General features: G+C 61.0%; 16 protein-coding genes. 9 read left to right on the top strand and 7 right to left on the bottom strand.

All coding sequences use genetic code 11. From position 1 onward, the window contains the following. The first annotated feature begins 1 nt into the window (after nucleotide 1). Nucleotides 2–1249, top strand: a complete 1248-nt coding sequence (gene glyA, locus V6657_RS03770; protein WP_048935076.1) for a serine hydroxymethyltransferase — start codon at nucleotides 2–4, stop codon at nucleotides 1247–1249. A gap of 116 nt (nucleotides 1250–1365) precedes the next feature. After that, nucleotides 1366–1830 (top strand): transcriptional regulator NrdR, encoded by a 465-nt coding sequence (gene nrdR, locus V6657_RS03765; protein WP_048935077.1) that lies wholly within the window; start codon nucleotides 1366–1368, stop codon nucleotides 1828–1830. Nucleotides 1831–1873: 43 nt separating this feature from the next. Here nrdR and V6657_RS03760 read toward each other — a convergent pair whose 3' ends face one another. From V6657_RS03760 to V6657_RS03730, 7 genes are read right to left on the bottom strand one after another with little or no spacing between them, the layout of a single operon-like run. After that, nucleotides 1874–2308, bottom strand: coding sequence for a type IV pilin protein (locus V6657_RS03760; protein WP_048935078.1), 435 nt, complete (start codon nucleotides 2306–2308; stop codon nucleotides 1874–1876). Next, nucleotides 2305–2664, bottom strand: a complete 360-nt coding sequence (locus V6657_RS03755; RefSeq protein WP_048935079.1) for a hypothetical protein — start codon at nucleotides 2662–2664, stop codon at nucleotides 2305–2307. The genes V6657_RS03760 and V6657_RS03755 overlap by 4 nt, the downstream gene beginning before the upstream one ends. A 10-nt stretch (nucleotides 2665–2674) precedes the next feature. Further along, nucleotides 2675–6043, bottom strand: coding sequence for a PilC/PilY family type IV pilus protein (locus V6657_RS03750; protein ID WP_048935080.1), 3369 nt, complete (start codon nucleotides 6041–6043; stop codon nucleotides 2675–2677). A gap of 4 nt (nucleotides 6044–6047) precedes the next feature. Beyond that, nucleotides 6048–6566, bottom strand: a complete 519-nt coding sequence (locus tag V6657_RS03745; RefSeq protein WP_248694807.1) for a pilus assembly protein — start codon at nucleotides 6564–6566, stop codon at nucleotides 6048–6050. Nucleotides 6567–6613: 47 nt separating this feature from the next. Continuing rightward, the gene (locus tag V6657_RS03740) at nucleotides 6614–7648 is read right to left on the bottom strand and encodes a PilW family protein (RefSeq protein ID WP_048935082.1); all 1035 of its coding nucleotides are present in this window, start codon (nucleotides 7646–7648) and stop codon (nucleotides 6614–6616) included. Further along, entirely contained in the window at nucleotides 7645–8148 is a 504-nt protein-coding gene (gene pilV, locus V6657_RS03735; RefSeq protein ID WP_021195242.1) for a type IV pilus modification protein PilV, read from the bottom strand. The genes V6657_RS03740 and pilV overlap by 4 nt, the downstream gene beginning before the upstream one ends. Next, nucleotides 8145–8966: a GspH/FimT family pseudopilin gene (locus V6657_RS03730; protein ID WP_338754966.1), complete on the bottom strand. Its 822-nt coding sequence runs from the start codon at nucleotides 8964–8966 to the stop codon at nucleotides 8145–8147. The genes pilV and V6657_RS03730 overlap by 4 nt, the downstream gene beginning before the upstream one ends. Nucleotides 8967–9239: 273 nt before the next feature. Here V6657_RS03730 and V6657_RS03725 point away from each other — a divergent pair, with 273 nt between their 5' ends. The 7 genes from V6657_RS03725 to V6657_RS03695 all read left to right on the top strand — a co-directional run bounded on the left by V6657_RS03725 (nucleotide 9240) and on the right by V6657_RS03695 (nucleotide 15510). Continuing rightward, nucleotides 9240–9434: a prepilin-type N-terminal cleavage/methylation domain-containing protein gene (locus tag V6657_RS03725; protein WP_048935083.1), complete on the top strand. Its 195-nt coding sequence runs from the start codon at nucleotides 9240–9242 to the stop codon at nucleotides 9432–9434. A gap of 1 nt (nucleotide 9435) precedes the next feature. Then, nucleotides 9436–10365, top strand: a complete 930-nt coding sequence (locus V6657_RS03720) for a PilW family protein (RefSeq protein WP_048935084.1) — start codon at nucleotides 9436–9438, stop codon at nucleotides 10363–10365. After that, complete coding sequence (locus V6657_RS03715; protein ID WP_048935085.1) at nucleotides 10359–10964, top strand: hypothetical protein; 606 nt, start codon at nucleotides 10359–10361, stop codon at nucleotides 10962–10964. Before V6657_RS03720 ends, V6657_RS03715 begins: the two co-directional genes overlap by 7 nt. Next, complete coding sequence (locus V6657_RS03710) at nucleotides 10961–12793, top strand: PilC/PilY family type IV pilus protein (protein WP_053166411.1); 1833 nt, start codon at nucleotides 10961–10963, stop codon at nucleotides 12791–12793. Before V6657_RS03715 ends, V6657_RS03710 begins: the two co-directional genes overlap by 4 nt. 388 nt (nucleotides 12794–13181) lie before the next feature. Continuing rightward, the gene (locus V6657_RS03705) at nucleotides 13182–13733 is read left to right on the top strand and encodes a GspH/FimT family pseudopilin (protein ID WP_048935087.1); all 552 of its coding nucleotides are present in this window, start codon (nucleotides 13182–13184) and stop codon (nucleotides 13731–13733) included. A 23-nt stretch (nucleotides 13734–13756) separates the two neighbouring features. Continuing rightward, nucleotides 13757–14869 (top strand): bifunctional diaminohydroxyphosphoribosylaminopyrimidine deaminase/5-amino-6-(5-phosphoribosylamino)uracil reductase RibD, encoded by a 1113-nt coding sequence (ribD, locus tag V6657_RS03700; protein ID WP_048935088.1) that lies wholly within the window; start codon nucleotides 13757–13759, stop codon nucleotides 14867–14869. A gap of 5 nt (nucleotides 14870–14874) precedes the next feature. Then, nucleotides 14875–15510 carry a riboflavin synthase gene (locus V6657_RS03695; RefSeq protein ID WP_048935089.1) on the top strand — a complete coding sequence of 212 codons (636 nt, stop codon included), beginning with the start codon at nucleotides 14875–14877 and terminating at the stop codon, nucleotides 15508–15510. Nucleotides 15511–15571: the final 61 nt, after the last annotated feature.

The following is a 15571-nucleotide window of genomic DNA, read 5'->3' as shown; positions in this document are numbered from 1 at the left end:
CATGTTCGAACGCAGCCGCTATACGATCGACCAGATCGATCCCGAAATCTTCGCCGCCATCCAGAAGGAAAATCAGCGTCAAGAAGACCATATCGAGCTGATTGCCTCCGAGAACTACACCTCGCCGGCCGTGATGGCCGCGCAAGGTTCGCAACTGACCAACAAGTACGCTGAGGGCTACCCCGGCAAGCGCTACTACGGCGGTTGCGAATATGTGGACGTGGTTGAGCAACTCGCCATCGACCGCGTGAAGCAACTGTTTGGCGCCGAAGCCGCCAACGTGCAGCCGAACTCGGGCTCGCAGGCCAACCAGGGCGTGTTCTTCGCCGTGCTCAAGCCGGGCGACACGATCATGGGCATGAGCCTGGCCGAAGGCGGCCACCTGACGCACGGCATGGCGCTGAACATGAGCGGCAAGTGGTTCAACGTGGTCAGCTACGGCCTGAACGCCAAGGAAGACATCGACTACGACGCACTCGAAGCCCTGGCGCAAGAGAAGAAGCCGAAGCTGATCATCGCTGGCGCATCGGCATTCGCCCTGCGCATCGATTTCGAGCGCATCGGCAAGATCGCCAAATCGATCGGCGCGTACTTCATGGTCGACATGGCCCACTACGCTGGCCTGATCGCCGCGGGCGTGTACCCGAACCCGGTGCCGCACGCTGACTTCGTGACCACGACCACCCACAAGAGCCTGCGCGGCCCGCGCGGTGGCGTGATCCTGATGAAGGCCGAGCACGAGAAGGCCATCAACTCGGCGATCTTCCCGGGCATCCAGGGTGGCCCGCTGATGCACGTGATCGCCGGCAAGGCGGTGGCGTTCAAGGAAGCGCTGTCGCCGGAGTTCAAGGCTTACCAGGAACAAGTGGTGAAGAACGCCCGCGCCATGGCCGAAACGCTGATGGCCCGTGGCCTGCGTATCGTGTCGGGCCGCACCGAGAGCCACGTGATGCTGGTGGACCTGCGTGCCAAGAACATCACCGGCAAGGAAGCCGAGAAGGTGCTGGGCGACGCGCACATCACCGTCAACAAGAACGCCATCCCGAACGATCCGGAAAAGCCGTTCGTGACCTCGGGCGTGCGCCTGGGCTCGCCGGCCATGACCACGCGCGGCTTCAAGGAAGCTGAGGCCGTGAAGGTCGCGCACCTGATCGCCGACGTGCTGGACAACCCGCACGATGAAGCGAACATCGCTGCCGTGCGCGCCAAAGTGGCTGAGTTGACCAAGCAGTTCCCGGTCTACGCCTAAGCACTTGACCATGGCCGGGCAACTGGCCACGTAGTACTCTGCCGCGATGGGCCACCCCGGCCATCGCGGCGTTGTTCTTTTAGCGCTGTGCGTTTGAGGTTTCCGAGGAGAGCGGCATGAAATGCCCCTTTTGCGGCCACGCGGCCACCCAGGTGATTGAGACCCGTATGTCGGAGGAAGGCGACACCGTGCGCCGCCGCCGCCGCTGCGAGTCCTGCGACCGCCGCTTCACGACCTACGAACGCATCGAGCTGTTCTTCCCGGCCGTCGTCAAAAAGAACGGCAGCCGCGTCGATTACGACCGCAGCAAGGTCAAGGACTCCATGCGCCTAGCGCTGCGCAAGCGCCCTGTCTCCGCCGAGGCCATCGACGAGGCCATCGCTCGCATTGAAGAAAAACTGCTCAGCCACGGCGAGAAGGAAATCGGCAGCGACCGCGTGGGCGAGCTGGTGATGCGCGAACTCAAGCGGCTGGACAAGATTGGGTATATCCGGTTTGCGTCGGTGTACCGGAGTTTTGAGGATCTGGCGGAGTTTCGCGATGTGCTGGATGAGGTTGCGGCGACGAGTGTGCGCAAATAGCACGCACGCGAACGGTTTGTATCGCTGCACGATCCCCCGACGACTACCAACAGCTCGACGCCGTAAGCGTGCCCCCGGACACCATTTTATTCCCCGCCTGATCGTAGCTGAAGGTACCGCACGCATCCGCTGCCTGACCGGCCTGCGGAACGGCTTGAACCGTATAGACCGTCTGCGTAGGCGCGACGGAGAAACTCAGAGCGTAGTAGCCGTTGTCTGACTTGGTATTGGCGTAGACACCGCTGGCGCCCAATGTCGCGCCCGCATAGGTGTTGCCCAATGAGCGGTATTGCTCCATTTTCTGAGCCACCGCGAGCAATGCCGTTTTGGCATCCGCACGCCTGGACTTCTGTATGTAGCCGTTGAGCGACGGATAGGCCACGACGGCGAGGATGCCCACAATAGCGACCGTGATCATCAGCTCAATCAATGTGAAGCCGCGGGGCAAACGCCGAGAGCGAGAGAGTCCTGTGTTCATTGGAGGTAGATAACTGAAATCGTCCGTTCAGAGGCGTCCTTCGGATCCAGCAGGAAACGAATCTCCTGCCCCTGACGCAACGACGAGAGGCGGCCCTCATCCCCAGCAGGGCCAAATACGCGCACCGCACGACCGACCTGAAGGCGGTTACCGTGCACGTCAATCTCACCTTTATCCAGATTGAGCGCGGTGACCACGCCACGTAGCATGCGAGGTGCTTCACTCGCATGGGGCTGCGCCCGACTCGACGCCGGGCTGAGCGTCACGCCACCAGGCTCGCCACCTCCCAGCGCCAGCGCACCATATGCTGCATTGCCTGCCAGCACAAAGGTGGCAATCACACATAGCTTCTTCATACCTGCCCCCTCAGTTCAATTGCCGCCATGCAACACGGCCACGGGAACCCTTACCTGCCGTTTCACCAATCACTTGAATGGCACCCGCCGAAGTATTGACGTATTTGTTTTCAAATGGCGAGGCGCCCGGTGCTTGAATGGGCTGCAAAAAGCCCGGAGCAGCGGGAATTGAGCCGACTTGTCGACCACTCGTATTGGCGGGCGAACCGCCATATTGGAGTAGATCCGAGTTGTTGATGACTCCATCGCCATTGGTATCGAAGGTCGGACTATCCAAACGGTTGCCCGTAAAGACATCCAACTCCATCACCCAGCCGGTACCACCGGCGCTGCATTGGGCGGTGGACGGGATGACAGTGTTAAAAATCACACGACCAGAACGAATGGTCGCATCTGTCACAGCACGCTCTCCGGTAGTCGGCAAGTTGATATACCAACCGAGCTTCGAGCTGTTGTAGGACCCAAGCGAAATTGCATTGTCGCCGGACCGAAGCGCGTCCAAGGTTGGCGCTCCTACCGCGTGTGTCGTGATGCGATACGTGTTGCCGTCGGGACCCGTTGTTGTACCCAACACCGACTGCTGCTGAAGATTAGACAGGCCGCTGATCGTGGCGCCCTTGTCGATGATGCCGTAGAAGGTCTGTCCAGCCGTCGACGCTGTATCGGTCGTTGTGAAGTACTGCCCCGTGCCGAAGACCAGGAGGTAGTTACCTTGCAAATTTCGAGTCACGTCCGGGCGTACCGTGATCGGCTGCCCCCCCGTACTGAACAACGGCTGTGGACTGCCGGAGGTTCCAAATGCAACACCCCAATTGCTGACTGCGCTGCTCGACAGGTCGAACTTCCACATGTTGCCCGCCAGATCGCCGGCATAAACCACGTCGGCAATGCCATCCCCGTTGGTATCAACGGCGATAGGTCCTGACAGGCCATTTGGCGCAGCGGTCGTGCCAGCGTTCGTATCAATCTTTGCAGTGACCGCTCCGGTTTCTGCATCCAACACAAACAGCACTGCGTGGCCGGTCGTGCTCGCCGCACCATCAGACTGCGTGCTGTTGTAACCATTGGCCACAATAACGGACCACCTTCCGTTGTTTGTTTTGACGATCAACGGTTGGCCAAAGCTATAGCCCATGTCTGCGTCATTCGCGTCGGTGAATTCCCAGCGCGCGACCTGGCTCGCGGTCGACTCAGTGAACTTCGACGGATCGGTGACGTCGAGCGCGAAAATGCCCTGTCCTCCACCGGCCAGCGCACCTGACAGCAACGTATGCCACCCGCTCTTATAGAAGGTGTCCCCCACCGTGACGGAGCCGTCCGCGAAGTACTGGTGTGTGTAGGTCGGAGCGGTCAGCATACTGAGGTTGCTGTAGATGACCGCCGGAACATAGGCCATTGACTCTTTCCCCGTAGACGCATTGATCCCGTGCAGCATGCCATCATTGGCTCCGACGTAAATCATCGGCGTCCGATTGCGCCAGGTCGATACGAATGCGGAGTAAGGGGCGCTCTCCATGTTGTCTGGATAGTTGAACGCAGGCGCGCCGACGTAGTTGGGCGATGAGTGAATGATGTCGCCCAGCTTGCTCGTCGGACGATTGCGAAACGACGGTGTGCAGGATCCACACGTATTGGCTTCGTTGGCATTGTTGCCACGCAGATAGGACACACGCTGCGAGCCATAGCCGTCGTTGGTGGTCTGACTGGCGTTGTAGTTCAGCTTGGTCGATTGCGCCGCATCCATCTCGGTCGCCTTCGGCGAACCCGGCGATGCAGGCCATCGGAACGGAATACCGCGAGCGCCAAGAGCCGCAGACGGCTTGTACGTCAGGATCTGGCGCCCGGTATCCCAGTTCTGTGAATTGATCTGCTGGCCGGCATCCCAGAGTTGGCTGCCGATCGAACCGTCCGAGTTAATGGCATATGCAAGCAACTGCCCCGACCAGTCCGCGCTGCTGAACTTGGCCTGATACAAGGCAGTGCCTGACCCCCAGGAACCCGCGTTCAGGGAAACGGCCGAAGCCGCTGCCACCTTGGTGGTAATGTCCGCCGCGATGCTCTGGAACTGCTGCTGCAGCGTTGCGGGATCCGAGCTCAGGTAAGCATTGCCCGTCCCCCCGAGCTTCGCCATTTGGTTGAGCACAGCTACCGAAGCCGGGTTGGACACCGTGCTACCCATCCCGACCACGTAGGTCTGAATGTCAAAGGGACTCGTATAACCCTTAACGCTCGTACTGCGTAACGCCGTGATTTGACTGAACACATCGTTCGCGGCGTTGGAGAATGTCCACTGTCCAGTGCTCGAGTTATAGGTGCTTTGCTGATCGGAAAGCGCCCACATCGAACCATCGGTCTTGCCGGTGGGGTTGCCGTCGGTCGCTAGCAGCACAAAGTTCTTCTGGCAACTTTGAGTCACAGGCGTCGAATAGCCAGTCTGCGAGCCCGCGAAGTAACTCTTCGCCGTTTGCAGACTGCCAGAGAGAGGCGTAGCCACCGCCCCGTTCTTGATTTCGAGCTTGCTGTGGCCGCTCGCTGCTGAACTTGAATTTGTCTCCGGCGCCAGATAATCGATCAGATTCTGGTAGTGCGAGGTCGAATCCGCCTGCACAGCTTCCATCATTTTTCCGGACCCGCTTATGTTGGCGTAGTAGCCCCACGCGCGCGAAAGCCAGATCATTCGTGAGTAAGGAGGATTGCCCGGCAGAAACCCGGCGTCGGTCGGGGTAAAGCCAACTTGCTGGCAACCCGAGAAGTCACCGGAATTCCAGGTCGACACGTTGGCGTGGTTCTGGCACCCGTTGTAATTGGTATTGGGATTGCTGGTCGTCCCCCCCGATAAGCCAATAGCCCACGGATACGGCCACGTACCGTTGTAGTACAAGACGTCATTGATGGCAGGATCATCGCCACTGAGCTCGTAAGTCAGATACGAATACGAGGCACCCGATTGCGGGTTCGGGACGCAGCGCAGGCCGCCGTTCGATGCGGAAATGCCGTTGACACAGTCATTTGTGAACACCATGGTGCTGGCGCTCCCAAAGAAGTAGGCATACGTGTTGTACAGGCTGGGCCCCGGGGCATCGAACGTCGCTAGGCCCCAGTTGAATTGGGTGCGATAGTTCGAGATGGTCGACGTAATCACCGAGCGCGCAATGTTGCCACGTGTGGTTGGATCGTTGCCCGCGATCAACTTGCCCGCCATCGTCCCGTCCATGGACTGCGAGTTGTCATAGACCACCAGAATATTGGGCGTCGCTGTGTTGCTCGACAGAAACAGCGGATATTGCGCGATGGTTAGCAGCGCCGCGTTAGTCGTCAGCGGCAGCAGCGAGCTGATCAACAGCGCGAGCGCCTTGACTAAGAAAGATTGTGTCTTCATGGCCTCAGCGCTTCACGTAAATGGATTCGAGAACAACGTGGGTTTCGGGGCGTGCGCCGGTCGAGTAGACCGTGATCCGGTAAGCCGTCCCTCCTGCTGGCGGCTTCACACCAATCCCAATACTCTCGCCTGCCGGCACGGACAGTCCGGAGAGCTTTTCAATGACGTACAGCGGCTGGGAAGCAACATTGGGCAACGCAACTGCTCCCGTATAAGCACCGTAGGTACGCGTGTTCGCGCTGTTCGTCCAATCAATCAGCGTAGAGATCGACGCCGACTTTGGCGTCGACCAGGATGATGGCGGCGTGCACAAGCCACTCGTGCACCCCTGTACAAACGCCGTTGTCGCCGTGATGTTCTGGGCAACGTCCAATTCAGCATCGCGAAGGGCCGTTTCCGCTGCTTGAAACGCTAGCTTGGTGTCCTTGCTGTTGCCGAACATCATTTCCTGCATCACAGAGCCATTGACGAGCGCCAACCCCAGAAGCGTAAGGAGCACCAAGAACACCAACGCAACAGGCAAGGCAACGCCTCTTTGTGCACTACGTCGCCAAATCAAGTTCACTAGCATCACATCACCCGGTTGCGCAGCGTAATGACGCTCGTGAAGACCGAGCGTATGCGTCTGTCGGCAGATGTCGCCGAGGCACCATTAAAGTTGTAGGTCTGCGCAATAGGCGATACGCCGTTCTGAACCGACGCCATCAAGAGTTGCACTCGCACGCTGACGACGTTGTTCCAGTTACCAACGTTGTCGGCGGTGACGTAGCGGTTCGCAGCCTGGTCGCTGTCAGTGTCTTCCCCAAAGAGAAGCACCAGGTTATCGACACCCTCGACCATCTCCTGAGGCTGGCCAGCGCCCGTGTAGTCGGGCACGCTGTAAGACCATAGAGACTTCACCGCGCGATTTCTGGCGCTCTGGGCAACGTAGTAAGTTTTGGTCACGACACGGTAGGCCGAGGCATCCGTGTTGAACACATGCGTGAGATCAGCGCTGGCATTGCCTGGCGTCGGCACGGTGGCAGCGGCGTGGGAAAGTGTCCCCGCAGTTGGCGTGGTGGTGACTTGCGTCGCCTGAAACACCGCTTGCGCCTCGCAGTCGGAAACCAGCACGTAGTCGCCCTGGGCAAACGGCGCACTGGCATCCACCGTCACAGCCCCCGTCGTCCCCGCCATCTGCGCAGTCAGCGCGGCCCCATTGTCATAGGGGCGCTTGATGGCAATGACGTCCGTCCCGGCAATCGGTGGCTGCGCTAGGCTACTAATACTCGTGTCCAGTGCGGGCGACCATGTCGTCCCGCTGCCGTGGTAGCCAAAGAGTGTCTGGTCGAATCGATTGTTGAAAGAACCCGAAGAATTCAGCGTATTGAGCGGCGAATTCGCCACACCGTTACAACCACGGAAGCCGGTCATGCGGATGTCCTGCTCAATCGTTTCAACCGCAAAGCGAGCACTTTCCTCCAAGCGACCCACCGTATCGACCACGCGCGATGTTTGACGACCAGATAGATAAATTGAAACGGCAACGCCAACGAGCAGCATGCCCAGAGTCAATCCGACCATGAGTTCAACTAGCGAGATACCGGTTTGTCGACGGTTCATCATGGCTTGAAGCGTTGGGAGAGCATCTGTTGTTGACCGTTTTCCGTCCACCAGACCATGACGGCGTAAACACTCCCACCACCGTCACAACCAGGTGCGGCAGGCGTTGCGGTCGAAGATATCGTGCTGGTCAGGCAAACCACACCTGCGCCCTGCGGAAGCTGCGTGGCAAGTTCGTTCGACCACTCGTAGTAGTCGTTCTGGGCAATCTGCGCCGCTGAGCAACCCGTCGACGCCGACACGCAACCGGGGTTGCTGGCAGTACCCGACAGGTTGCTGTAGGCCCCCGCGGAATAGCCCGAAAGGTTGGCGCGTATTCTGTCGCTGATCTCGTACGCCAAGTAGACGGCTTTGCTTCGTTGCGTGGAGATGTTGGAACTCGACATCCCAACCAACTGCAGACGTGAAAACCCAATCAGGCCGACGGAAATAACCAGAAGCGCAATCAGCGCCTCCAGCAACGCATAACCTCGCGAAGTCGATTTCAATAGGCTGGCATTCATGGGCACGTTGCACTGGCGGAATCGACCAGCCCGTTCGGTTGAATCGTGATCTGATATCCCGACGTGCCGCTGGTGGCGGAACACACTTTCAACTGACGCAGCAGGGCCGGCGACAGATAGCCATGGGAATCAAACTTGATGACGCCACTATTTGGCACACTCAGCTTCAATCCGGATGACAGGGCTTCGTGGGCGCGCAAAACCTCTCCGCTATCAACGACGCCATTCGCATTTGAATCAACCCAAACGGACCAGCCCGCGCCCCATTCGTTGCCGACTACGCCAGGCGTGGTCGACGAAACCACGCTCACCGGCATGCCACGTTTGGCAGCCTCGCTTCGCGCCAAGGCGAGCGAGGACATCACCTCGGTCTGGACGGCAAAAAGCCGGTTGCTGCTCAGCATCGGTGCGAACGACGGAATCGCAACTGCCAACAAAATGGCGAGAATGGTCACTACCGCCAAAAGCTCGATCAGCGTGAAGCCTCGAGTTGCCGGAAGTGCCTTGGCACGATTACCCAATGGGCCGCACGCCCCATACGGGACGGCGCAACGCGCGCGCCGTGCCGCCGGACTCGAGCTGTCCTGTGTGATTTTGCGAAACCAAAGGGCAGGGAGAGAATCGCGAACCAATGCGCGCATCTCAGCCCTCAGCCGGAATGCCGTTGCCTGACCGTATGCCAGCATCGCCCAATAGGCGAAGTCCCGTTGTGCATATTTACCCCCGACATTTTGTTTTGCGGCAGTCACGGCGATATCGTTATCGCTCGCGCTGCTGATTTCTGAACTTCCCGAGTTCTTCTGTTGCGTCGCACTCAACCCCCGTTGAACGCGACGATCTGCCGGCAAAAAAGCGTAGGCAGACGCACCCCCCGAAATAGTGGGGAATTAGTCAAAAAGTGTCAACAACCCCCTCCTTCAACAGCAAGGCTAAGCAAGGTCGGTTTTGACAAAAAACCAACGATCTTTAGCGAAACTCAGTCAGGGTGTCGCTCTAAGCTTGACGACCAGAGAGGGTATTGACCAGATATGACACTTATACGGCCAAATTCACACTAACTTGAGGCGGTTTTGCTAAGCACCGGCCGCCCCATGACCTCCCGCCCCCATCGCCCGTACCAACGCGGCGCCATCCTGATCGAGTCCCTCATCGCCCTGGCCATCCTCTCGCTAGGTGCGGCCGCCATGTTCCGCGCGTTTGACTTTCTGGAAGCGGCCAATCATGAGGCAACTCGGCTAGACCAGGGCGCGCGGGCGCGACTGGACACCACTGAAATGAACCGCTGATATGCGGCATGCGCTCATCCGACCCGCGCGCGGCGTCTCACTGATCGAGTTACTGGTCGGCATGGTCATCGCCTTGATGGTGCTGGGAATCGCGCTGCAAATGATGCTGATCGCACGAGCACGCTACCAACGTCTGGCCGATGAAGCACTCATCGAAGACCGTGCCATGCAAGCGCTCGAACTGATTGGCCACGCCGTGCGCCAAGCAGGGTGGATCACGGATACGCCAGCGGCCTCTCCGGTGCGTCGCTGGCCGGATACGGACAAGGACGCGCCGCCATCACTTGAGGGCAGCGACAACTGCGGCCGCCTCGACACACCGCCGCAACTCGTGCCGCAATTCAACTGCGGAGGCGGCAACGTGAGGCGCAGCGACGCCCTTTTGGTCCGCTTCGCCGGGCGCGGTTCCAACGGCGACGGCGCTACACTGGACTGCCGCGGCCTCGGCGTGCCTGAGCGCGCCGACAGCAAAGACCCTCGCGGGGGCTACATCTTGTTGTTTTCCGGCGCGAACACCACGGACAGGGAGCTAGAACTCAGGTGCAGATCCCTCAGCCGCACCGATCCCAACAGCGCGGATGACAGCCAAAGTTTGGTCCGTGGTGTCGAAACGCTGCAACTGCTCTATACACTTGCCCCCAGCTCGACGTCTGCGGCCGAAACCGTACCTGCACGCGAGATCGGCAAGCAAGACTGGCGTCGCGTACAGCAAGTCCACGTTGCAATCGTGGTACGTGGTGACCGATACAGGACCCTGCCCCCCATCTCGGACAAGGTCATGCTGTTCTCACGCACAGAACTTGGCCCGCTACCAAAGGCTAGAACAGAAGATCTGGAGTACCAACCTCAAGATCCGCGCCGCAATCACGCCGTCTTCACCGCCACCTTTGCCGTTCGCAACCCCTTGATCTGCGAGGCAGACGCATGTTGATCACGCAAGCCCAAGCGCGTGGCTTCTCCATCATCGTGGTGACTGGCGCGCTGGCCATGATCGGCTTGGTGACGATGGCCGCGTGGCCGCTGGTGCAGGACCACAGCCGACGCGCGGCGCTGTCTGCGGATCGCGCTCTCGCGCTGAGCGAAGCCGAACGTGCGTTGGACGCAGCTGAGTGTGAGATTGCGATCGCCACTGGCACACCACCGCGCAGAGGCTGCGCTGGCGTGCGGGATGCGGCCCGCGCGGCTGCACTGAACCCCATAACGTTGGCGGGCTTCCGTCCGGGCCAATGCGGAGACGCATTGTGCTCGCCACTGACGGGGCAAACCGCTCAAGGGCTTTCCGATCTGTTGACTACGGCAGACAAGGCCAGAGCAGTTCCCGCAGCCCTGGCTGAGACTTGGAGGGAGCCCGCTCAACCAGCACGCTACGTCATCGAGCCGATCCCTGACGCACTACCCGGCGAATGGGCGCAGGCGGGCACAGCGCGGGCTCCGTCGCTCTTTCGTATCACGGCCGTAGGTTTTGGCCTGACCGAAAAAGTCACCGTGATGTTGCAGTCCGTCTACCGGCCACAAGCGGACGAACCATGAAGGCACGACACCTCTGCGCAACGCTCGTGGTCGCGCTAGCCAGTTTGACCGCAGCAAACGGCAGCGACTCGCCCGCCGGAAACTTGCCCTCGCACATCGTCGCCGTACGCGGCGATGACGCTTGGAGCGGCCGGTTGCGCGCCCTCCAATTTCTGCCGCCGCTTGGCGCGCTCGACGCACCAACACCGCAGGACCTCTGGGAAGCCGCGAGTGCACTCGACGAGAGACCACCCACCGAGCGTCAGTTGTGGACGTTCCATCGCGACGACACGGGCAGCCGTACCCCGGTGGGGCTGCATTGGCTCAATCTTTCGCCCACACAACAAGCGCAACTCGATGGCGACGACAAACTCGGAGCAATGCGCATCGACTACTTGCGGGGCCTGCGTATGCCCGAGCGCGATGGTTCTGGCTTCAGGTCGCGCAAGTCCATCTTGGGCGCCATGCGCGGTGCACACGTAAAGTTACTGGGGCCGCCGGGCTTCGTGCTGGAAGCGAGCCATACCAGCTTCCGTCAGAGCCATGCGCGGCGGCCGTGGATGGTCTATATCGGTGCCAACGATGGCATGCTGCACGGCTTCGATGCGCTCACGGGTATCGAGCGCTTCGCGATCATGCCCGACGCCGTCCTTCCGACTGCGGCGCGCAACGCTTCACCCGCACAGCCGGTACCTCGCCCTCTCTGTGCCCGCCCCTTTGCCACCGACGCGTTGATTGGCACGCAATGGCATTCGATCCTCTCATGCGCCAACGGCACCATGGGCTCCGGCTTGTTTCTGGTCGACGTGACCAATCCGGAGTCAGCAACGCCTCCGCCGATGCTCGCCTACGACGCCAGCGACGACGCCACTGTCGGTCAGGTGGAAGGCCCGATCCCCATTGTGTCGCTCGCCAATGGTGGTAGCGGAGGCCCGCGCTGGTTCGCGATCAGCGGCAACGGAACAGGACGCGCGGACGTAGGAAATCGTCTGCTGTTGCTGGCGCTGGATCAGCCGCGCACGTCGCCATGGCAATCGAATACGGCACATGCAATCACGGTGCCATCTGGCGCAGACCGCCGCGGTGGCCTGGGGGCACCTGCTGTGGCGCTGGGGCCGCGGGGCACCGCCACGTTGGCCTATGCGCCAGACAACCGTGGGCAGATCTGGCGCTTCGACTTACGCGATGCACCGCCCTGGCCGAATGCATTGGGTACGAACGATGCACAGCGCAGCACGCCCTTCTTCAAGGCGAAGTCACGTACGGGGAGAGCTCAACGCATCGTCAGCCCCATCTTGCTGGCAGCCACGGCCGGCGGTCAGATGCTCGTCTTCGTCGCTGTCGACGAGGCCAGCGGCAATACGACCCTGTATGGCGTTGCAGACACCGGCGCACGCGGCCTGTTGCGTGACAACCTGGCTGACCTCAGTGTCACGGACGACGGCGATGGCTCGATCATCCGCTTCGAAGGCGGCGCCATCGCCAACGGATGGCACATCGACCTGCCCGCAGGCCAACTGCCCGATGACCTCACTACAGCCGGCGCAAATAGCCTGCTGCTCACAACACGCGACGCCGACCGCCGCCAACGCGCCTACTTGCTCGATGCTCACACTGGCCTACCGACCAACAAAGAGCGCCGAACCGGGCACGTACTGATTGGTACACCAATGATTACCACGCAGACAGCGGCTCCTGCCCCGACACCCGGCGGCTCCGTTACGCAAGCAACGCAAACCGGCCTGTGGCAGCTCGCTGGCGAACGCATTCGTCAACTGGAATCGCGCATCTATACGCGCCAGCTCGGTCGATTGAGCTGGCGCGAAATGACTGAAGAAGGTGCGCGCTGATGCATCGGCCACGCGGGTTCACCCTGGTGGAACTGATGGCCGTGCTCGTCATCACGGGCGTACTGGCCTTTGTCGCCACCTCAAGCTGGCCCGCTTACATGCAGCGCACACGTCGCGCTGCTGCAGGCGCCGCGTTGGTCGCGACCCTATCGCAGTTGGAGCTCCGGCACGCGCGCACGGGAACTTACGAGGGCGAAGATCCCAAGACCGAGGCGGATGGATACTTCGTCACTGTAGGACCTTGCCAAAGCTTGAACGGAGAGCTGCCGCGCAACGAGTGTATAGAACTGAACGCATATCCGACGCCATCACAAACAGACAAGGTCTGTCCGTACCTCATGCTGCGCAGCACAGGCGAACGACGTCCCAGCAATCCGGCGTGTTGGCCATGACCAACCCCAACCGACCGGCCCTGCAAGCAGGCGTGACGCTAGTCGAATTGGTCATCGTGCTTGCCATTATCGCCACGCTGGCCGTCATGGCGATTCCACCCGTCCTCGATCGCTGGGAACGCGAAACCGTCACGCTCTTCTCAGAGCGCGTGGTCAGCGCCATTAACTTGGCGCAAGTGACAGCACAACATCGGCATACCTGGACGTACTTCAGCCCACAAGCTCCCATGCGAAACCCGAACGCTCAATGGGCGGTCATCTTGTCGCGACCCCACACAACCACCGCAACGCAACAGGTGCCGTTGCTGTCCATCTCCGTACCGGCATTTCCCGCAGTACAAGTGAGCTCCAATTTGCCCGAGGACACGCTGTCCTACGCACCTGTGGGATACTCACGCAAAAGCGACGGCACACTGCTCGATGGCACGATTACCATCACCTGCGGTCGACATACACGCCGAATCCGGATCAGCGCTGTTGGCCGCGCTCGAATATGCGACCCCGAGGTGGACCGTAACAACTGCCCCGCCTCCGGCAGCGATCCTTAACTCCACCTGCCTCTCACAACACCATGTTCTCCGACTTCGACCACGCCATGATGCAGCGCGCCCTGGCGCTGGCCGAGAAGGGACTCTTCACGACCACGCCCAACCCACGCGTAGGCTGCGTGCTCGTGCACGGCGACACCGTCATCGGCGAAGGCTATACGCAGCCCGCCGGCCAGGACCATGCCGAAATCCAAGCCATCAAGGATGCCCAGTCGCGCGGTCAGGACGTGCGCGGTGCGACGGCCTATGTGACGCTGGAGCCGTGCAGCCACTTCGGCCGCACGCCGCCCTGCGCAGACCGCTTGGTTGAGGCTGGCATCACCCGCGTGGTGGCGGCCATGGAAGACCCGAATCCTGCCGTTTCCGGACGCGGCCTGCAGAAACTGCGCGATGCCGGCGTCGACGTGCGCTGCGGCTTGCTGGAACGCGAAGCACGCGAACTGAACATCGGCTTTGTTTCGCGCATGACACGCGGCAGGCCCTGGGTACGTGTGAAGGTAGGCGCATCGCTGGATGGCCGCACTGCGCTGGACAATGGCATCAGCCAATGGATTACCGAAACCGAAGCGCGTAACGACGGCCATCGCTGGCGCGCGCGGGCCTGCGCCATCCTCACCGGCATCGGCACGGTGCGTGAAGACAACCCGCGCCTGACCGTACGCGCCATTCCCACGCCGCGCCAGCCGCGTCGCGTGCTGATCGACTCGGCGCTGGACGTACCGCTCGACGCGCACATCCTCACCGCGGACGGCCACCACGAGCCGACGCTGATCTTTGCCGCGCAACCCGAAGCCGGCCGCATGCGCGCCCTAGCCGAACGTGGCGCGGAAGTCGTCCTCATGCCCAATGCCGCCGGCAAGGTCGATCTAGCCGCCGTGCTGCGCGAACTGGGCCGCCGCGAAATCAACGAGCTGCACGTCGAGGCTGGCTTCAAGCTCAACGGTTCGCTGCTGCGCGAAGGGCTGGTCGATGAGATCCTCGTCTACCTGGCGCCCAAGGTGCTCGGCTCGGGCCAGGGCATGTTCAATATGGGGCCGCTGCAGACGCTGGAAGGCGCGGCCGAGTTCTTCTTTCACGATATCTCGCGCATCGGGGGCGATCTCCGCATCCTGGCGCGCCGCAACCCGACAGACTGATCACTATGTTTACCGGAATCGTCGCCGCAGTTGGCCGTATTGAAACCGTGACGCCGCTTGGCACCAACGCAGATGCGGGCGTACGCCTGTCCATCGACTCGGGCGGCCTGCCGCTGGCCGACGTTGCACTGGGCGATTCGATCGCCATCCAGGGCGCATGCATGACGGTCGTGGCCAAGACCGACACCCAGTTCGATGTGGATGTCTCCCGCGAATCGCTGTCGAAAACCGTCGGCCTGGAACACCCGGGCGAGGTGAATCTGGAGAAAGCGCTGCGCCTGGCCGACCACATCGGTGGACACCTCGTGTCGGGCCATGTGGACGGTCTGGGTACCGTCACACATTTCGCACCCGTCAACGAATCGCACGAGCTGCGCGTACGTGCCGCGCCGGCGCTGGGCAAGTATCTGGCCTACAAGGGCTCGGTGGTGGTCAATGGCGTATCGCTCACCGTCAACAGCGTGCGCGACGATGCCGATGGCTGCGAGTTCTCGATCAACCTGATCCCGCACACGGTGGCCGTAACCACGCTCAAGCACTTGAAGGCCGGCAGCCAGGTCAATCTGGAAATCGACCTGATTGCCCGGTATGTGGAGCGCATGCTGAGCCACACCACACTCGTCCAGCCCGCCACCGTTTGAACCCCGAGGGCCGAGGATCGCCTCGGCCACCTTGGCGTACAATAGCGGGCTTCCCATTTAC

The organism is Ralstonia sp. RRA, from assembly GCF_037023145.1.
Classification (GTDB): domain Bacteria; phylum Pseudomonadota; class Gammaproteobacteria; order Burkholderiales; family Burkholderiaceae; genus Ralstonia.
Note: the sequence above shows the minus strand (reverse complement) of the source record. Positions and strands in the feature narration are given on the sequence as shown.